Raw genomic sequence first — 18,714 nt, 5'->3', positions numbered from 1 at the left:
CGCCGGAGTGAGGATCGGGCGCACGTCAGAAGCGGCCACCGCTCGATCCGCCGAAGCCGCCGCCCCCACCGCCGCCGAAGCCGCCACCTCCGAAGCCGCCACCGAAGCCGCCCCCACCGCGGCCACTGTTCAGGACGCTGTTGATGAGGATGCCGCCGAGGATCGCGCCGGTCATGTTGCCCCCCGACGCGCCGCCACCCGGCGGACGCTGCTGACGGTCCCAGTTCTGCACGTCGTTCTGGGCCGTGCGCAACGCCTTCGCTGCCAGGCTCGCGGCGGCTTGGGCGTGCTGCATGGCGGCCGCGGAATCCGAGGGCGCCAACTGCTGCGCCGCCTGTAGGTGACGCTCGGCCTCCGACAAGCGGGTGCGGGCCTGGGCGCCGACCACGCCGCGCCTCGTGCCGATGAAATCCGATGCGGCGGTGACCTGCGCTTGTGCCGCTGCAAGATCCTGCTCGAGGCGCCGGCGGGCCTGTTCCGCGGCTTCCTGCGCTTCGCGGGTCTGCGCGCGCAACGCGTCGAGCCGCGCATCCGTCTCCACCACACGGGTGAAACTGCCCAGCGGATCATTGTGCTGCTCGGCCCGCGCATGGTCGAGCGCGTCCTGAGCTGCCTTGCGTGCCTCGTCGAGTTCCGGTCCGCCCGCCGCTGCCAGCTGCGCGGCGTCCGCGATTCCCTGCGCCGCATCCTCCATCGCTGCGGGAAGGGTCGCGATGGCTCGTCGAATGTCCTCGGCCGCGTGGTCGAGGGAGTCGAGCAGCGTAGTGGCGTGGCCCAGGGCACTCTCGGCGGCCCGGATCGCCGGGACCGCTTCGCCCTGCTCGCCGGCGGGTCGTGCGACGGCGGTCCGGCCATCGTCGATCGTCTTCTCCGCGAGCTCGATTTCCTCCTGTGCGAGGGCGACGTTCTCGGCCACCGGGGTGAGCGCGCCGGCCGGGAACTCGCCGTGCAGTTGTGTGAGCGTCGTCTCCGACTCGGGGAGCCGTGCTCTCAGTCCGATCGCACGCTGAGTGAGCGCGTCGAGGCGTTCCGGAGCGTCGAGCAGCAGGTTGCGCATGGTGTCGAACGCCTCGACCTGCGCGTCGAGATCGTTGTTGGCCTTACCGCACGACGAGATCAACTGCACGAGCATGTCGCGCTGCTGCTGCGGCGTCTCCGGGCTGTCGTCGTCGAGACGCTGCCGGATCTCGAATGCAGACATGAGCGCCGCTCGAGCCTGATCGTGGGCACGGTCGAACGGTTGCACCGCCGACTGCCCGAACTCACCGCGCGCCAGTTCGAGCGCCTCAGAACTTGATCGGACCGCGTTGTCGGTCTCCACGAGCACTTCGTGCGCGTACAGTTCGAGGCCCTCGAGCGGCAGGGAACGCAGACTCTGGATATCGTTCGGATCGGTCTGGGCGGCCTGTGCGGCACCGGCCTCCGCGCGTTTGGTCTTCGACCGGCGCGAGTACAGGTATACCCCGCCGGCACCTGCGGCGATGACCCCGCCACCGACCAGCAACGTGGTCACGGGTGCGCTCGACGGCGTCAATGCGTTGTCGAGACCCGCTGCGGCGGCGACTGCGGCTCCCGCCCAGTCCGTGGGCTCGCGCAATTCGGGGGTGATGTCGTTCGAGCTGATGCGGTCGCGGTCCGACTCGCTGACCTCGGACCCGGTGGGAGTCCACAACGCGAATTCGCGATCGTCGGTCGCCACCGCCAGCAGTGCGCTGTCCGGTCCGAAGTTACTGGCGCGTGCAGTGGCTTCGGCCCAGCTGGCGTACGGCTGTCCGTCGAAGGTCGACACGTATGCGACCCACAGTTGCAGTTGGTGCTCGTCGTACAGTGCGTTCGCCGCCGCCTGTATGCGGGCGGTGTCGTCACCGTCCAGAACACCGGCGGTGTCGGTGATCGGTTGCGGGAGCCGCGACGGCGGCTCGGCGGAGGCCATAGCGGGAGCCATCAACCAGGCTGCGACCGCGAGGAGGACGGGGACGAAGGTGAGCGAGACTGTCGAGGGATGCCGGTCCGCGGCCGATGAGTGAGCCATGGTGACGAATCTAATGGTTCTGCCCGTGCGGGCGGCACCGCGGCGCGTGTCCACGCAGGTATCCGGTCGGGGCACTGGCAGAATCGGGGAGTGAGTACCGCATCCCGCCACCCCCGTGTGGTCACGAGTGTCGACGACCGGCGCAGTCTCGGGTCCCGCCTCGCCCGGTGGTGCCGTCGTCTGATCGCCGGTCTGCTCCTCGCTGCGGTCCTGGTGGTCGGCGGTACGGCAGTGCGGGTGTGGCAGGTCGCGCGTATCGACGACTGGACGAGGGCCGACGCCATCGTCGTACTCGGTGCCGCGCAGTACTCGGGGACTCCGTCGCCGGTGTTCGAAGCGCGGCTCGAGCAGGCCCGCAAGCTCTATTACAACGGTGTGTCCGACACCATAGTCACCGTCGGCGGCAAACAGGAGGGCGACCTGTTCACCGAAGCGGCTTCCGGAAAGAACTACCTCATCGAGGCGGGGGTGCCCGCCGACGCCATCGTGGCAGTCGAGGAGGGGTCCGACACCCTCTTGAGCATCAAGGCGGTCAGCGAAGAGATGAGTGCCATGGGCCTGTCGTCGGCGGTGCTGGTGAGTGATCCGTGGCACGGTTTGCGCACTCGGACGATGGCACGCGATGCGGGGCTCGACGCGTGGACCGCGCCCACCAGGCAGGGGCCAGCGGTGTTCACGCGCGAGTCGCAGTTCCACGGCATCGCTCGGGAAACCGGGGCGCTCATCTGGTACCAGATCACGCACTACTCGGCAGATTTCGACTACACGGCCGACCAGTGAAATAGGGTCGCATCGACGAAGGGGCGGCGGGATGCCGGGATACAGCGAACACGATCTCGAGCGGCGTGTGCAGGAAGCGCCGAAGCGTTCGGGGCTCGCCGGTGCGGAAGCGGCTGCAGCCGACCGCACCGCCTTCGCACGCGACCGCGCCCGCGTCCAGCACTGCGCCGCGCTGCGTCGTCTCGCGGACAAGACACAGGTGGTGGGGCCACGTGACGGCGACACTCCACGCACCCGACTGACCCACTCGATGGAAGTGGGCCAGATCGGTCGCAGCATCGCCGAAGGGCTCGGGGCAGACCCCGATGTCGTCGATCTGGCAGGGCTCGCCCACGACATCGGCCACCCGCCCTACGGGCACAATGGCGAACGCGCGCTCGACGAGGTGGCGGCGCCGTGCGGTGGTTTCGAGGGTAACGCTCAGAACTTGCGCATTCTGACCGCACTCGAACCGAAGATCCTCCACCCGGACGGCACGAGCGCGGGATTGAACCTCACTCGGACCTCATTGGACGCCACACTCAAATACCCGTGGATTCGTCCCACGCCAGGCGCGAAGTTCGGTGCCTACGATGACGACACCGACGAACTGCACTGGATCCGCGACGGTGCGCCCGAACACCGCCGATGCCTCGAAGCACAGATCATGGACTGGTCCGACGACGTCGCCTACTCGGTGCACGATGTCGAGGACGGTGTGATCGACGGTCGTATCGACCTGCGAATCCTCGGCGACACCGACTCGGTGGCGGGCCTCATCACGCTGGGCATGAGGGAGTTCTCCGGACTCGACCCCGCGGAGCTGTCGGAGGCCGCGCAGCGCCTGTTCTCGCTGCCCGTCGTGGCCGGGGTGGGAACCTACGACGGCACCCTCACCAGCTCTGTCGCGCTCAAGCGGCTCACGAGCGAACTCGTCGGCCGTTATGCGACAGCCGCGATCAGCGGAACCCGTGAGGTCATCGGCACCACACCGAGCACTCGGTACGATACCGATCTGGTGATCCCGCCGATCGTGGCTTCCGAGGTCGCGCTGCTCAAGACCATGGCTCTGCAGTTCGTGATGTCCGACAATGCCCATCGAACGAGGCAAGTCGGCCAGCGCGAACGCATCCATCGGGTCGCCGAGTGGTTGTTGCGCACGGCGCCTGTGGGCCTCGACCCGATCTTCGTGGCCGAGTGGGAGACCGCGCCCGACGACGCCGCGAAGGTGCGGGTCATCGTCGATCAGATCGCGTCCTGCACCGAATCGCGACTCGAGCGGGTCGACCGCGACAGCTTGGCCGCGCAGGCCAGCTGGGGTTAGCAACCACCGACGCCGGACAGGTCGAGAACACAGCCTAGACTCGTCGGCGTGGCCGGCAGAATTCCAGACAGAGACATCGCGGCCATTCGCGACCGCGTTCGGATCGAAGACATCGTGGGCGACTACGTTGCCCTCAAACGTGGCGGTGCCGACTCTATGAAAGGGCTCTGCCCCTTCCACGACGAGAAGTCTCCGTCGTTCCACGTGCGTCCCAATCACGGGCATTTCCACTGTTTCGGGTGCGGTGAGGGCGGCGACGTGTACTCCTTCATCCAGAAGATCGAGCACGTCAGCTTCGTGGAGGCTGTCGAGCAGCTTGCGGAACGTGTCGGCTACAGCCTCAGCTATGAAGGTGGCGGACCGTCCGTGCAACGCGACCGTGGGACTCGTGCCCGCCTGGTCGCGGCGAACGCCGCCGCGCAGCAGTTCTACGCCGAACAACTCCGCAGCCCGGACGCGCAGGCCGCGCGTGACTACCTCACCGAGCGCAATTTCGACCAGTCGGCCGCCGAGATGTTCGGGTGCGGCTACGCGCCTGCGGGCTGGGATCGGCTCACCAAGCATCTCCTCGGCCGCGGATTCGAATTTGCGGAGCTCGAGGCCGCGGGACTGTCGCGGCAGGGGCGTCGCGGTCCGATCGACCGATTTCATCGTCGACTGCTCTGGCCCATTCGCAATCTCGCCGGCGACGTCATCGGCTTCGGTGCCCGCCGCCTCTACGATGACGACACCATCACCGCCAAGTACATGAACACACCGGAAACGGTGCTGTACAAGAAGTCTCAGGTGTTGTTCGGACTCGATCTCGCAAAGAGGGAGATCGCCAAGTCGCATCAGGCGGTGATCGTCGAGGGCTATACGGACGTCATGGCCATGCACCTCGCGGGAGTGAAAACCGCCGTCGCCTCGTGTGGTACCGCGTTCGGCGACGAACACCTCGCGATGCTGCGTCGGCTGCTCATGGACGACAGCTACTTCCGGGGTGAGGTCATCTACACCTTCGATGGTGATGCGGCCGGACAGGCCGCGGCGATGAAGGCGTTCGAGGGCGATCAGAAGACCGCAGCGAAGACGTACGTCGCGATCGCTCCGGCGGGGATGGATCCGTGCGAACTCCGGCAGGCGTCCGGCGACACAGCCGTCCGCGATCTCGTCGCGCGGCGCACCCCGATGTTCGAGTTCGTCGTCAAGTCGATCCTGCTCGAGCACGATCTCGACACCGCGGAGGGACGCGTCGAGGCGCTCCGGCGCTGTGTGCCTGTTGTGGCGCAGATCAAGGACCGGTCCTTGCGCGACAACTACGCCGTGCAACTGGCGCACTGGGTGGGCTGGGACGACATCCCCATGGTCCGCCGCCGGGTTCAAGAAGAGGCGCGTCGAGGGGGCGGCCGGGCGTCGGCGTCCACAGCCCGGTCCGCTGCCGCGCGCAACGGGGGCTCGTCGCGGGAGACAGGGTTGCGCCGCCCTCGCCCGGGCGATCCTGCGTTGTGGCCGCAACGCGACGGGCTCAAGGCTGCGCTGCAGTATCCGGGTGTCGCGGGGACGGTGTTCGATTCATTGCCCGCGGAGACGTTCACCGACCCGGCCTATTCGGCCGTCCGTGAGGCGATCGCTTCCGTCGGTGGTGTCGGTTCGGGGATGGGTGGCGCCGAATGGGTCGACGCTGTCGGTCGTGCAGCGACCGACCCGGTCGTCCACTCGTTGGTGATGGAGCTCGCGGTCGAGCCGATCCCCGCAGAAGAGGACCGTATGCCCCGCTACATCGGGGGAGTGCTGGCACGTCTGCAGGAAGTGTGGGTGGGTGAGCAGGTGGCGGAACTCAAGTCGAGGCTGCAACGCATCTCGCCTGCGACGGAGTCCGACGAATTCCACGCGTTGCTCGGCGACCTCGTCGCGTTGGAGCAGTATCGGCGAAGCTTGCTCGACCAGGCCATCGGCGACGTGGGCGGCGACGGCCTGGCCGGCTGACGTTACTTCCCGAGTTGATCCCGCGGGATCATGATCGTCGTCGTCTCGTCGATCGGTTTCATCGGTTCGAGCTTCGGCTGTGGGTTCAAGGAGTCCGAGAGCTTCTGGCGTCCCACCTCGATGGCCTTCTTGGTGACCGGGCTGGCGGCTACCGCCTTGGCGGTCTTGCTGATCTGTTCATATCGGGCTCGGCCTGCCCGGGTGCCGAGTACGTACCCCGCGGCAACCCCGACCAACAATCCCATCAATGTGTCGTCCCTTCCACCCTGTGTGCGAGTCCTCCCTATCCTGCCCGATGACGCTTCTGCTGCCCACATGCAGGCGATTTGGCGCTGCGGTGGAAGGGGCGCTATGGTTTCTCACGCACCGAGGGAAACCTCGGAGCACCGCAAGGCAATCCCCTGTAGCTCAATTGGCAGAGCATTCGACTGTTAATCGAAGGGTTGCTGGTTCGAGTCCAGCCGGGGGAGCGCACAAAATCCTCCCACCCATGCGGGGTGGGAGGATTCTTTCGTTTCGTCGCCCGTCGGGTGTGACGTATCCGACAGCATGGTCTCTTGAAACCGCACCGGTCGGGACCCGGTGCGGAGGAACGCGTCGGCTGCCGGGTACCATGCGTACGCGCTGTCCGGAACGGGGAGCGTTCTGCAGCGATGTGTCGTTGTGGAGGGGCGGTAGCTCAGTCGGTTAGAGCCGTGGACTCATAATCCATTGGTCGCGGGTTCGAGCCCCGCCCGCCCCACCCACTATTCGATCCTCGAACACGCGACGTCCGCAGGGTGCTCACTCAGGAACGTCGATGCGCCAGCCGTCCTGCGGTGGCGCCCCGTGGGCGAGAACTCGGCCGATCAGTTCGAGTGCGACCGGGATCGTTACGGTGTCACGATCAGCGTACTCGTCTTCTTGCCCGTTCTCGAGCAGGAATCCATCGCTTGTTCCGGCTGCGTCCGGATCGATCGCGTGGCCTGCCGCGTTGCCGGGGCCAGTGAGCATGACCATGACTCGCCGCCGATTCGTGGTCAGGTGCAGCGTGCCGCCAGTGTTCGATTCCAGAATCGTCGTGGGATGCCCTGACGCCATCCGGTTGATGAACAGTGTACGAACCTCCGCGATGGTGAGCGAACGTTCATCGGAACCGGAAAGCCACCACCTGGAGACGCGACGATCCTCCTGGTGTCGCCGTCGGCTCGGCTGTCGTCGGGCACCTCGATCGACGGGAAACTACGCTCGAAGCGCGCTCGAAGCGTGTCTGATCGTCGGAGTGCGGTCCTGGCTTCGCCTCGACGGATCGTGTCGTCACGGAACCCTGAGAAGCGGGCGTAGGCCATCCCCACGACCCCCTTCCTTTCTGAGTTCGAGAGCGAGGATACGGGCCAGAAACCGAGGAGATCACGCCATCCCATGATCAGCTCGCGCTTGTGTTCCACGTCGCTCAGGTCGATGAGATAGTCAGGGAACTCTTCCGAATCCTCGATGACGAGATAGATCCACGTTTTGAATTCATCGAGTGTGATCGCACCGCGGACGAGGCATGAGAGCGCGAACCCCAGATCCTCGGAGTCGTCCGACGTGACATGCCAGGAGCGCTCGTCAGTCATCGACTCGATGATATCGAAGACCTGCCTGCATACTATGGGCGGTATGACCAGGAATTCGCCGAGGCCTGAGTGCTGATGAGCCCTACGGTCGCATATGGCGACGGCTGGATCACAGGAGTCGATGCTGCACCGCCGAGTGCATCGATCGGCGCAGCGCTCGTGGATGTACAGGAGTCACCGCTGCAGGCGCAATACGAGCTCGAGCCGGGCCAGATGCAGCGCGGGCCATCGGGGTCTCCGCCCACGCATCTGAGTGCTCTCGATGGCGAGACGCGTCTGCTGCTCAGCACGCAGTTGGTCGAGTTCTTTTCGTATGCGCGATTCTGGAGACACAGCGTGCTGCTGCACAACGTGATCGACCCCGACGACTATCTCGACCATCTCACCGACCCTCGTGTCGATCTGCCGGGCCTCCTCGAGCACGAGTTCGAAGCTCCCGCTGTGCTCGTAGACGCACGCGGCGGTGGGCTTGATCCGTCGCGCTGTGCCCTGTTCTGGCTCGACACGCTCGACAGCTACCCATACAACCGCGCGTACTTCGTGTTCGACCCGCCGGCGCACTCCCTCACAGCCGGGCACTCCGATGGTGAGCCAGAGATCTGGGGGTTCGAGAACGAGCATTTTCATGCCCCAGACTTGCTCTCCTACCTCATCAACCACGTGCTCGGCCCCGGATGATCAGCCCTGGCGGAAGTACACCCGGACGAGACCAGGAGAAGGACATCATCATGCGCGACGCAGTTGCCGCGATCATCGACCATGATTGCGCTCGCCACGAGGACCTGCCGACCTTGGTCGCTGCCCTTCCCGATGAGTTGGCGCTGTGGGAACTGATGAGCGCATACAACTGGGATGACGGGTTTGCGGTTCCGCTCGCGGTGATCAAGCACCCCCGGTGTGATAGGGCGCTCGCGCTACGTATGTTCTGGGAACTGGATGAAACTGGGCAGCTCCATCACAGCGACGAAGGTGCAACCATCCGTGAGCTCTACGCGAGAGATGCCGAGCGCGATCCCGACGGCCTTCGCACGCTGCTGTCCTATTGCACCGCGCTCGTGAGTCGGCTCCGCGAGCAGACCTTCCCGAACGGTCGAAACCGCTTCGACACTGGATATTTCAATCTTGACGACCCGACCCTGACCGAACGCCAGCGCGCGATTCGCGCAGCGCACACGAAACGTGCTCGGAAGGAGTTCGAGGACGCCTTCCTGCAACCCGTGCTCTGAGCAACGGGATGGGGCGATGCGGGCACGACTATGCGCGTGTTCGGAAATCACTTGCGTAGGTCTACGTCCTCGTCGCATCTTCGCGTGCTTTGCTGTCGGGTGTGATGGTGACGGCGTTCAGGTGGGCTGCGGCAGTTCTGGCGGGTCTCGCGACCCTCGTCGGCGCGGTCGGGGTCGTGCTGCACTACAGCACCTCGTCGGCGCGACTACCCGTTCTCGCAGCGTCGGCGGCGTCGTACATGATGATCGGTTCCGTACTCGGGGCGGTGGTCTTCGCGCTGCTGCGGTACCGCGTCGCCGCGGCGGTGGCGCTGCTGGTCGTCGTCGCAGCGGTGTGGATCCAGGCTCCCCGGTACGTGGGCGAATCGACCGGCGGCGGGGGAGACGTGCTCACCGTGATGCAGGCGAACGTCCTCTTCGGTGAAGCCGACCCGGCAACGGTGGTCTCCGAAGTCGAGGAGCGCCGCGTCGATCTGCTGACCGTGAGTGAGCTGACACCCGAAGCGGTCGAAGCCTATGCGCGCGAAGGCCTCGATCGGATATTGCCGTATCACTTCGTGGCGCCGGAACCCGGCGCGGCCGGGACCGGCATCTGGAGTCGCTTCCCGTTGTCCGACGACGTCGAATACGACGGATTCGTCATGAACCAGGTCTCGGCGACGGCAGACGTGCCCGGGGCAGGGCCCGTCGCGGTCTACGCGTTCCATCCGGTGCCGCCGGTCTACGACACGAAGGTCTGGGCCGACGAATTGTCGCGCCTGCACGAGATACTCGAGTCCGCGCCGCCGTCGGTGCCGGTGGTCGCCGGTGCCGACTTCAACGCGACCTACGATCACGCGCAGTACCGGGCGATGCTGACGGGCCGCCTCAGAGACACCGCAGAACAAGTGGGCGCCGGCCTCCTCTTCACCTATCCGACCGACAGGCGAATTCCCCCACTGGTCGGCATCGACCACATCCTCGTCGCGGGTGGGCGTGCGACGTCCGTGGAGACCGTGACGCTACCGGGATCGGATCACCGGGCGGTGGTCGCGCAGATTCAGCTCGACCGGTCGCCGCGGTGACGTCGAGTTGTTCCGACGCCGGTGTTGCCAGGGGCGCCCAGGAGAATTATGTTCTTCTCACACGGAAGTAGAGTTCTAGGACGGCGGCGGGAGGCCGAGTTGGCGACGATCGACCTGGACGGGGTTCGCGAAGTCGGGCGCGAGTTGAGCAACTGGGGTCGCTGGGGTGACGAAGACCAGCGCGGCACACTCAACCTCCTCACGCCGGCGAAGGTTCGAGAGGCCGCGGCGGCCGTCCGGCGCGGTGTGTCGTTCTCGCTATCGATGCCCGCCGATGAGCACGGCCCTCACGACGTCCGGACCAGCGGGCGCTTCAATCCGATCCACACCATGACCCGATATCGCGGTGACATGCCGAAAGGCCAGGTTCTCGATGTGTGTTCGTCGGAGGACATGCTGATCCTCGGGACACATTCGACGACGCACTTCGACGCGCTGGCACACGTCTGGTACGACGATCTGCTCTACAACGGCTTCCATCACGACACCGCCGTCACGGCCTGGGGCGCGGAACGCTGCTCGATCCAGAATTTGGTGGCAGGGGTCGTGTCCCGCGGGATCCTCGTCGATGTCCCGCGTCATCTCGGCGTCGACTACCTCGCACCGGGTACCCGGATCACGCCGGACATTATCGACTCCGTGTTGGACGAAGCGCGAATCACTGTGTCCGAGGGCGACATTCTGTTGTTGCGTACGGGTACGTATCCCCATCATCGACGCGGCGCCGACGTCGGACTCAGCGGATCGCCGGGACTCACGTGGGAGTGTGCCCGGTGGATCCGGGATCACGGCATCGCGGCCGTGTGCGCAGACAACCTGGCCGTCGAGGTGCTCGGCGGGAATCCCGGCGGGCCGATGATTCCGTTCCACATGCTCGCGCTCCGCGACATGGGTCTGCTCATGGGTGAGATGTTCGACTTCGAAGACCTCGCCGAGGACTGTGCCGCGGATGGTGTGTACGAGTGCATGTTCGTGGCGTGCCCGCTCAACATTCCGGGCGGTGTCGGATCACCGCTCAATCCGATCGCGGTCAAATAGCGGGTCGCTGGTCGGTCAGGTTCGACGTATCGCGTCGAAGTCGATGATCAGGGCATCCACCGTGAGCGACACGCGTGACTCGATGCGAACAGGATGACCGTTCCGGGATGAGCCTTGAGCCCGTGGTGCAGCGTCATGGCCTCGCTGCTGATCATTCCGTTGTTCCCGGGAGTCAACGCGCTCCTTGCCGCGTGGGTCAAGGCTCCTCCGCGGTGAAGTGAGCCAGAACCATGTCGATCAGCGCGGTGACATCCGCGTGGTCCATCGGTCGGCCTGTCATACCCAGTCGGTGGAGTAGTGTCCCGACGACCGTGTCGATGTAGAACAGGACGCGATTCTCCGGCTCGCCGAGTGTTTCCTGTAGTGCAATCCGGTACGGGTCTTGAAATCTCGTAGACAGAATCCTGCGCAGGTCGGGGTCGCTGACGGCATCGCTGAATACGCCGGCGAACGCATCGCCGACCCCAGGTTCGGCAATCTTGTGGGCGATCCAGTGGATGGATGACGACATGACTTCGGCTCGGTCCGCACCCTCGAGTGGTGCCGGTCCGAACGCATCCAGGAGGCAATCCACGATGAGTGCGCCCTTGGAGGGCCATCGACGGTAGACCGTCGTTTTCGCGATGCCCGCCTCGGTGGCGATCCGGTCGACGGTGGCGTGAGCGTAGCCGAGCTGGTCGACGCACGTCAGCGTTGCGGCAAACACTGCGGCGTTGATACCGGCCCGAGGGCGACCTGGTCTTCGGGGTGATTCTTTCGCGGGAGCCATGTACGCACGATATCAATTACGCTACAGTAAGTATCGAGACTTGAGGTATCGAAATTAACCCGCTCTGGGAGGAAGCATGAATCAGCTCATCGAAACAGCCCGCCCGCCGTTGAGGATCCGACTGTTGAACGCTTTGGGTGGCACTCCGGATCGGTCGACGATCACAGTCGACGAACTCGCTGCGCTGCAAGCAGCAGTGAACAAGAAACGGTCGTCTCGTGTGGCGCGGGTTGTTACCGGTTTTCCCGATCGCAGCGTCGACATTCGGTGGCACGAGGTGGAGCTGTCTGACCGTGCGCTGCGTGTCCGGGTGTACCGGCCCTCACGAGAACCCGCCGGTAGCGCCGGTAGTCTGTCCGGTCTGCCGTTGGTGCTCCACGTGCATGGGGGCGGATTCGTGGGTACCGCGGCGCAATGCGACTGGTCGAACAGCTTCTTCGCGGCACAGGTGCCTGCGGTTGTCGTCTCGGTCGAACACCGTCTGCTCTCCCACCACACCGCGCTGTCCGCTGCCGTCGACGACGGCTGGGATGCGTTGCGGCATGTGGCCGCCAATCATGCGGACTGGGGTATCGACCCGGACCGTGTCGCAGTCGTCGGAGAGAGCACCGGCGCGTTGATTGCAGCTCTCGCCGCGATTCGCGCGAGGGAAGCCGGTTCGACTCTGCGAGGGCAGGCGCTGGTCAACCCAGTCGTCGATCTGACACCTGCAGGACTCGAGTACACCTCGATGTACCGCCACGCCGACAGTCCGACCCTTACTCGGCAGCAGATGCGGCTGCTGTTGCGGTTCGCCACCCAACCGGGAATGGACCCTCGTGAGCTCTCGCCCGTGTACGCCCACGACTTGGGTGGGCTCGCGCCTGCCCTTGTTGTGGTACCGACCATCGATCCGGTGGCCGACCACGGTCGCTGTTACGCGGAGCGTCTCGGGATTGCTGGGACTTCTGTGCGCCTCACCGAGTATTCCGGTGCAACGCACGCGTTCCTCAGTATGCCGGGTGTGGTGCCGCACGCGAAGGCGGCACGTGCAGAGATCGGCGAGTTCCTCCGAGGTGCACTCGCATGACCGCCACCGATCTGGCTCGGGCGCAGCGAAAATCGACTCCCTCGGAAGGCGAGGGGCGCATGGCAGAATGGTCCGTCGCAACGCTACTGCGCCCGTATCGAGGTCGTTTTGCGGCCGTCGTCCTCCTCCAAGTCGTCGGTGCCGTCGCGGGGCTCGTGCCGCTGTTGGCAGTCGTCGAACTGGGTCGCGCGCTCCTGACTCCCGGTCCCATCGACCACAGTCGCGTCTGGATGGTCGTGGTTCTGGGTGCGGTCGGATTGTTCGCGCGTCTCCTGTTCACCGGCGCGGCGTCAGGGGTCGCGCATCTGCTCGACGGGCAGGTGCAACTGGCGTTGCGCCGCCTGCTGGCCGCACGGTTGGGACGCGTGCCGCTCGGCTGGTTCTCCGGGCGCCAGACCGGCGAGCTGGCGAAGGTGGTCGGCGACGATGTGAGCACAGTGCACCCGTTCATCGCCCACACTCCCGGCGAGCTCGTCTCCGCCTTCGTGGTGCCACTGGTCTCGCTGATCTACCTGTTCACCGTCGACTGGCGGCTCACCTTGATCACCCTGATTCCGGTGGTGCTGGCGGTGGTACTCGTTCCGCTGATGATGACTTCCGCGCGGTTGGCCGAGCAAGAAGCATTCGACGCGGCGATGGGTCGGATCGCGAACACGATCGTCGAGTTCGTGCAGGGAATCTCGGTGGTCAAGGCATTCGGCGGAGGGGGCCGTGCGCATCGCAGATTTATCACTGCCGCAGACGAATTCGCTGACATATTCTTCAGGATGGTGCGGGGACTCGCTCGGGTCGCCGCGGGGATGCAAACGGTGTTGTCTCCACCGTTCGTGCTGCTGGTTGTACTGAGCGGCGGCGCAGCGCTGATCACGAACGGAGGAATGGACCCTGTCGACCTCTTGCCCTTCTTGCTCCTCGGAATCGGACTGACAGCTCCGGTGGCGGCCCTGGGCCACGGTTTCGACGACATCCAAGCTGCCGGCCGAGCTGTCGAGCGTATACGTGATGTTCTCGCCACCCCGCCGCTGCCGGAACCCACGCGGCCGATCCCCCCGCACGGCCACCGAGTGGAACTGCGAGACGTCCGTTTCGGCTACGAACCGGGGCACGAGGTCCTGCGCGGAATCGACCTGACTCTCGAACCCGGGACGGTCACCGCGATTGTCGGCCCGTCGGGTGGAGGAAAATCGACATTGGCCCAGTTGCTTCCCCGGCTCTTCGACCCGACTCACGGCGCGGTGCTGCTCGGTGGTGTCGATCTGCGGGAGATCGGGAGCCGGGAACTCTACCGAAACGTGTCGTTCGTCTTCCAGGACGTTCGGCTGCTACGCATGTCGATTGCAGACAACATTGCACTCGCAGTACCGAATGCAGACCGTGATGAGGTGGTCCGTGCCGCGCGTGCGGCGAATATCCACGAGCGAATTCTCCGGCTGCCTCGTGGATACGAGTCGGTTATCGGTGACGACGCGACGCTGTCCGGAGGTGAGGCGCAGCGGATTTCGATTGCTCGAGCACTGCTTTCAGACACGCCTGTCCTGGTACTGGACGAGGCGACGGCCTTTGCCGATACCCAGACCGAGCATGCTGTCCGACGTGCCCTGGCCGACCTGCAGGGGAACGCGACAATTCTGGTGATCGCCCATCGTCTCGAAACGATCGCAGATGCAGACACCGTCATTGTGCTCGAGAGGGGATCGATCGTCGAGGAGGGAAATCCTGCGGATCTCTTGGCTCGGAGCGGTCGGTTCGCGAAGCTCTGGAATAGCCACCGCGTTGCACTTGCGCAAAACGACGTACGCTCAGGAGGTGAGTTCCGATGATTCCCATGCTGTTGCGCGTGTTGGGAGAGAACTACGCAAGGCCTGTGCGCCGCACGATCGCGCTGATGATGGTGACTGCGATCGCCGAGGGCCTGTCCTACGCTCTGCTGGTCCCGATACTGCGGGCGCTGTTCGGGAGCGATCCCCGGAGTGCGTGGCCGTGGCTGATTGCGTTCGGTGCTGCCGTCGCCGTCTATGCGGTGCTGCGCTACCGCAGCGATCTCTCCGGTTTTCGGGTGGGAACTACGATGCTGCGGGGCATGTACCACCGTCTCGGTGAGCACCTCGCCCGACTGCCCATCGGCTGGTACAGCGCCGGCCGTGTGGGGGACGTGTCTGTCATGGCAAGCCGTGGCGTTCTCGAGGTGATGAGCGTGCTCGCACATCTGCTGGCACCGCTCATCTTTGCTTCGGTGACGCCCCTGACGATCGTGGTCGTCATGCTTGCCGTCGATTGGCAGCTCGGGCTTGCTGCGGTGGTAGCAGTCCCATTGGTGGTGATCGTCCAGATCTGGACCGGGACGTGCGACGGCGGCCGCCGACGCGCAGCGTCACCAGCGGGAGAAGGAGGCGACGGCACGGGTCATCGAATACCTCCTGGCTCAGCCGGTCCTCCGTGCCGGCGGCCGGACCGCCGAAGGATTCCGAGCACTCGACGACTCCTCGAACGAAGTGCAGCGCGCGTCCCGCCGGTCGACGTTGTCGGCGCTACCCGGTTTCGTCGGATCAGCCCTCACGGTGCAATCGGTCTTCACCGTGCTCTTGGCGCTGGGTGCCTACCTCGCGCTCGAGGGAAAGATCGGCGCACCAGAGGTTCTGGCGATACTGGTGCTCGCCGCCCGGTGCGCGGACCCGCTGCTGTCGCTGGCCGAACTCGGCGGCAGCGTGCGCAGCGCCCGAGCCGAACTGACGCGTCTGGACGCGGTCCTCCGTACCGCGCCACTGCCGGAACCCCGCGAACCCATCAGCGTGACCGAACATGGGCTCACCTTCGAGTCCGTCGGCTTCGGGTACGACGACCGAACGGTGCTCGACGGAGTGTCCGTGTCCGTGCCGGAGGGCCGCCGGCTCGCGATTGTCGGGCCGTCGGGCTCCGGAAAGAGCACGATGCTGCACCTGATCGCACGGTTCTACGACGTCGAGGAGGGTTCGGTCCGTGTGGGAGGCGTGGACGTGCGGGACATGACCACCGAGGAATTGATGTCGCAGATCGCCATCGTCTTCCAGGATGTGTATCTCTTCGACGGGACGATCGAGGAGAACGTACTTCTCGGCCGCTTCGATGCGAGTGGCGACGATGTTCGCGCTGCAGCGACCGCTGCCCGCCTGGACGAAGTCGTCGAACGACTTCCCGAAGGGTGGTCGACGAAGGTCGGCGAGGGCGGTGCACGGTTGTCCGGCGGTGAGCGTCAGCGCGTCTCGATTGCGCGTGCTCTGCTCAAGGATGCCCCCATCGTGTTGCTGGACGAAGTGACATCAGCGCTGGACCCGGTGAACGAAGGCGCTGTCCTGGAGGGTGTCGAGCAACTGATGACGGGAAGGACGGTGGTGATGGTCGCTCACCGGCTGCGGACCGTCCGAGACGCCGACCACATCATCGTCCTCGACGGCGGACGAATCGAAGAGGAGGGTACCCACGACGAACTGCTTCATCGCGAGGGTCGCTACGCGAAGCTCTGGGACACTGCGCTCGCCGGACAATCACAGTGATGACGGGTCGCCCGCAGCGTTCTCGTGGGCGACCCGTCTCTATCGTCTATTGCTCGTCGTCGGCATCGGTCGTCAGAGCGACAGGATCGACGCCGCCGCAGTTCCCGGGGCGCCGTAGACCTGCGCGAGACCGACTCGTGGGCTACCGGGGACCTGGCGGTCACCGGCGGTACCGCGGAGTTGATGAACGAGTTCGTGCACCTGACGGATGCCCGACGCGCCGATGGGCTCGCCGTTGGCGATGAGACCGCCATCGGTGTTCACGGGCAGTGATCCGCCGATCTCGGTGGCGCCCTCGGCGATCAGCTTCTCCTGGTCGCCATCGGCGCACAGACCGGTCTCGGCCATGTGGATGACCTCGGCACCGGCATCGGTGTCCTGCAACTGTGCGACGTCGACGTCCTCGGGGCCGATCCCCGCTGCCTCGTACGCGGCGTTCGCTGCGTACACGGTGGGGGAGGGATCCTCGTCGGTGGCGGCCCATGTCGCGTGCACTTCGTAGGCGCCGTACGTGCGGGTGCGGATCGCCGTCGACCGCAGGTATACGGGCTTGTTCGACGAGAACTTCGCCGCAAGGTCGCCACGGCACATGATGACGGCGGCGGCGCCCTCGTCGGGGGCACAGAACATCTTGGCGGTCAGGGGGTAGTTCAGCATCGGCGACGAGAGGATCTCGTCGAGGCTGAACTCGGTGCGGCGGAAGGCCTTCGGGTTCTTGCCGCCGTTGCGGTAGTTCTTCGCGGCGACCCGGGCCAAGGTCTTGTGCGAGATGTCATGGTCGATGACGTACCGGTTGGCTTTCATACCGAAGAACTTGGTGGTGACGAACTGTCCGTTCTCGGCATACCAGGCCGGAAGGCCCAGCATCGCGGGATCGGCGGTGAAAGCGCCGCGGGGGTGCTTGTCGGTGCCGACAGCGATGCCGATGTCGTACTTACCGGAGCGGATACCGTCCGCGGTCTGCTCGATCGCGCTGGCCGATGTGGCGCATGCGTTGAACACGTTGGTGAAGGGGATGCCCGTCAGGCCCACCAGACGGGTGACGGCATCGGTGTTGTCCACCTCGTAGCTGCCGCCGATACCGAACTGGATGTCTTTCCACGCCACGCCCGAGTCTTCGAGCGCGAGTTGGATCGCGTCAGCGGCCATCTCGATGGCCGACTTGGCGCCGAATCTGCCGAACGGGTGAAGGCCCACGCCGATGATGGCAACGTCGTTCATGGTTCTTTGGACTCCTGGATCGAGTGTAGGTGGATCAGATCGGCGCGAACGCCCAGGTGACGATGTCGGTTCCTTCGGCGTCCGTGTAGAAGGGCACGAAGGTGAGTTCGAGTTCCATGCCGGGCTTCAGCTTCGCCGGGTCGTTCTCGGTGAGGCGGGCCTCGACGCGGACCACATCGCCCAGCTGGACGAGGCCGAAAGCGAACGGTGCGAAATTCTCGGCGGTCTCACTACCTGCATAGGGCTGCTTGGGGACGAACCCCTGAGTCGTCCACGCCACGAGAGTTCCGCGGCGGGGGAGTGCCAACTCGGAGATGTGGTCCCCGCTGCAGCGGGGGCACCGGGGCTGTGCCGGCCACGTGGTTGCCGAGCAGTCGTCGCAACGACTGCCGATCAGGTGCGGGTTCTCCGCCGGCCATGTGGATACATCGGGCGCGAGCGCCTTCGTCGTCATCAGTGGTCCTCCGTTGTCCGATGCCGTCGCGTAGCTTCTTGTCGCATATCGGCATGGCGTTTACGTTATACGGAAATAACATTCTCTACAATGAGAGTGAGACCTTCAGGTTAGGTCCTACCATGGGTGCATGGTGATCCGACCGGACGACAAGGACTGGACGTGGGTGGTCGAGCGTGCGTGCCCCGCGTGTGGATTCGATCCGGAATCGGTGGCCTACGACGACATTCCCAACCTCGTACGCAGCGGTTCACAGCGATGGCCCGCGGTCCTGGAGCGCAGCGATGCCGCGATGCGGCCGAGGGAATCGTCCTGGTCGGCTCTCGAGTACGCAGCGCATCTGCGCGACGTGTGCCGAGTGTTTCGGGTGCGTCTCGAATCGATCCTTGCCGAGGACGATCCGCTGTTCGAGGACTGGGACCAGGATGCGGCCGCCGTCGATGGCGCGTACGCAGTTCAGGAACCCGCGACTGTCGCCCGCGAGTTGGCGGAAGCCTGCGACCGCGCGGCCGGGGCCTTCGCAGGGGTGCCGGCGGAACGGCGTGCACGCGGTGGCCGGCGAGGTGACGGGGCGAGGTTCACCGTTCGCACTCTGGCCCTGTATTTCGCCCACGAGCACGTCCACCATCTGTGGGACGTGGAGTGACCGAGAATTCTGGTAG

The 18,714-nt window shown here is 65.3% G+C and carries 18 protein-coding genes, 2 tRNA genes and 1 pseudogene; 14 read left to right on the top strand and 7 right to left on the bottom strand.

What is annotated here, in order from left to right; genetic code table 11:
- Positions 1–25 precede the first annotated feature (25 nt).
- Positions 26–2,032, bottom strand: coding sequence for a TPM domain-containing protein (locus ACZI8W_RS11720; RefSeq protein ID WP_463368669.1), 2,007 nt, complete (start codon positions 2,030–2,032; stop codon positions 26–28).
- Positions 2,033–2,149: 117 nt separating this feature from the next.
- On the opposite strand from ACZI8W_RS11720, the gene ACZI8W_RS11715 reads away from it, so the two are divergent.
- Genes ACZI8W_RS11715 through dnaG form a run of 3 tightly spaced genes read left to right on the top strand, consistent with a single transcriptional unit; the run spans position 2,150 to position 6,083 of the window.
- On the top strand, positions 2,150–2,812 hold the full coding sequence (locus ACZI8W_RS11715) for a YdcF family protein (protein ID WP_463368866.1): 663 nt from the start codon (positions 2,150–2,152) through the stop codon (positions 2,810–2,812).
- Positions 2,813–2,843: 31 nt separating this feature from the next.
- The gene (locus ACZI8W_RS11710; RefSeq protein WP_463368668.1) at positions 2,844–4,115 is read left to right on the top strand and encodes a deoxyguanosinetriphosphate triphosphohydrolase; all 1,272 of its coding nucleotides are present in this window, start codon (positions 2,844–2,846) and stop codon (positions 4,113–4,115) included.
- 48 nt (positions 4,116–4,163) lie between these two features.
- Positions 4,164–6,083, top strand: a complete 1,920-nt coding sequence (gene dnaG / locus ACZI8W_RS11705; protein WP_463368667.1) for a DNA primase — start codon at positions 4,164–4,166, stop codon at positions 6,081–6,083.
- A 2-nt stretch (positions 6,084–6,085) separates the two neighbouring features.
- Here the strand turns inward: dnaG and ACZI8W_RS11700 are convergent, their stop codons facing one another.
- Positions 6,086–6,331 carry a hypothetical protein gene (locus ACZI8W_RS11700; protein WP_463368666.1) on the bottom strand — a complete coding sequence of 82 codons (246 nt, stop codon included), beginning with the start codon at positions 6,329–6,331 and terminating at the stop codon, positions 6,086–6,088.
- 149 nt (positions 6,332–6,480) lie between these two features.
- Between ACZI8W_RS11700 and ACZI8W_RS11695 the strand changes: the two genes are divergently transcribed.
- Both ACZI8W_RS11695 and ACZI8W_RS11690 read left to right on the top strand, forming a co-directional pair.
- Positions 6,481–6,553: transfer RNA gene (locus ACZI8W_RS11695), tRNA-Asn, on the top strand.
- A 198-nt stretch (positions 6,554–6,751) separates the two neighbouring features.
- Positions 6,752–6,825 (top strand) — tRNA-Ile (locus tag ACZI8W_RS11690).
- Between the two features lie 41 nt (positions 6,826–6,866).
- Here the strand turns inward: ACZI8W_RS11690 and ACZI8W_RS11685 are convergent.
- A complete protein-coding gene (locus tag ACZI8W_RS11685) occupies positions 6,867–7,082 on the bottom strand; it encodes a hypothetical protein (protein ID WP_463368665.1) in 216 nt (71 codons plus the stop codon).
- 20 nt (positions 7,083–7,102) lie between these two features.
- A complete protein-coding gene (locus ACZI8W_RS11680) occupies positions 7,103–7,681 on the bottom strand; it encodes a hypothetical protein (protein ID WP_463368664.1) in 579 nt (192 codons plus the stop codon).
- A 75-nt stretch (positions 7,682–7,756) separates the two neighbouring features.
- On the opposite strand from ACZI8W_RS11680, the gene ACZI8W_RS11675 reads away from it, so the two are divergent.
- The 4 genes from ACZI8W_RS11675 to ACZI8W_RS11660 all read left to right on the top strand — a co-directional run bounded on the left by ACZI8W_RS11675 (position 7,757) and on the right by ACZI8W_RS11660 (position 11,009).
- Positions 7,757–8,359 carry a hypothetical protein gene (locus tag ACZI8W_RS11675; RefSeq protein WP_463368663.1) on the top strand — a complete coding sequence of 201 codons (603 nt, stop codon included), beginning with the start codon at positions 7,757–7,759 and terminating at the stop codon, positions 8,357–8,359.
- Positions 8,360–8,409: 50 nt separating this feature from the next.
- Entirely contained in the window at positions 8,410–8,907 is a 498-nt protein-coding gene (locus ACZI8W_RS11670) for a DUF4274 domain-containing protein (RefSeq protein WP_463368662.1), read from the top strand.
- 104 nt (positions 8,908–9,011) lie between these two features.
- A complete protein-coding gene (locus ACZI8W_RS11665) occupies positions 9,012–9,971 on the top strand; it encodes an endonuclease/exonuclease/phosphatase family protein (protein WP_463368865.1) in 960 nt (319 codons plus the stop codon).
- Between the two features lie 99 nt (positions 9,972–10,070).
- Complete coding sequence (locus tag ACZI8W_RS11660; protein ID WP_463368661.1) at positions 10,071–11,009, top strand: cyclase family protein; 939 nt, start codon at positions 10,071–10,073, stop codon at positions 11,007–11,009.
- A 196-nt stretch (positions 11,010–11,205) separates the two neighbouring features.
- Here the strand turns inward: ACZI8W_RS11660 and ACZI8W_RS11655 are convergent, their stop codons facing one another.
- Entirely contained in the window at positions 11,206–11,778 is a 573-nt protein-coding gene (locus tag ACZI8W_RS11655) for a TetR/AcrR family transcriptional regulator (protein ID WP_463368660.1), read from the bottom strand.
- Positions 11,779–11,854: 76 nt separating this feature from the next.
- Here ACZI8W_RS11655 and ACZI8W_RS11650 point away from each other — a divergent pair, with 76 nt between their 5' ends.
- From ACZI8W_RS11650 to ACZI8W_RS11635, 4 genes and pseudogenes are all read left to right on the top strand, one after another.
- A complete protein-coding gene (locus ACZI8W_RS11650) occupies positions 11,855–12,847 on the top strand; it encodes an alpha/beta hydrolase fold domain-containing protein (protein ID WP_463368659.1) in 993 nt (330 codons plus the stop codon).
- The gene (locus ACZI8W_RS11645; RefSeq protein ID WP_463368658.1) at positions 12,844–14,667 is read left to right on the top strand and encodes an ABC transporter ATP-binding protein; all 1,824 of its coding nucleotides are present in this window, start codon (positions 12,844–12,846) and stop codon (positions 14,665–14,667) included. The genes ACZI8W_RS11650 and ACZI8W_RS11645 overlap by 4 nt, the downstream gene beginning before the upstream one ends.
- Positions 14,664–15,128: pseudogene (locus tag ACZI8W_RS11640) on the top strand (ABC transporter transmembrane domain-containing protein); the annotation flags it as partial. The gene ACZI8W_RS11645 and the pseudogene ACZI8W_RS11640, both read left to right, overlap by 4 nt.
- Positions 15,129–15,339: 211 nt before the next feature.
- Positions 15,340–16,377: an ABC transporter ATP-binding protein gene (locus ACZI8W_RS11635; protein WP_463368657.1), complete on the top strand. Its 1,038-nt coding sequence runs from the start codon at positions 15,340–15,342 to the stop codon at positions 16,375–16,377.
- Positions 16,378–16,449: 72 nt separating this feature from the next.
- On the opposite strand, the gene ACZI8W_RS11630 is transcribed toward ACZI8W_RS11635, so the two are convergent.
- On the bottom strand, positions 16,450–17,598 hold the full coding sequence (locus tag ACZI8W_RS11630; protein ID WP_463368656.1) for a thiolase family protein: 1,149 nt from the start codon (positions 17,596–17,598) through the stop codon (positions 16,450–16,452).
- A gap of 34 nt (positions 17,599–17,632) precedes the next feature.
- Entirely contained in the window at positions 17,633–18,052 is a 420-nt protein-coding gene (locus ACZI8W_RS11625) for a Zn-ribbon domain-containing OB-fold protein (RefSeq protein WP_463368655.1), read from the bottom strand.
- A gap of 130 nt (positions 18,053–18,182) precedes the next feature.
- Here ACZI8W_RS11625 and ACZI8W_RS11620 point away from each other — a divergent pair, with 130 nt between their 5' ends.
- Positions 18,183–18,698: a DinB family protein gene (locus ACZI8W_RS11620; RefSeq protein ID WP_463368654.1), complete on the top strand. Its 516-nt coding sequence runs from the start codon at positions 18,183–18,185 to the stop codon at positions 18,696–18,698.
- Positions 18,699–18,714: the final 16 nt, after the last annotated feature.

This window comes from Rhodococcus ruitaii, from assembly GCF_055230935.1.
Note: the sequence above shows the minus strand (reverse complement) of the source record. Positions and strands in the feature narration are given on the sequence as shown.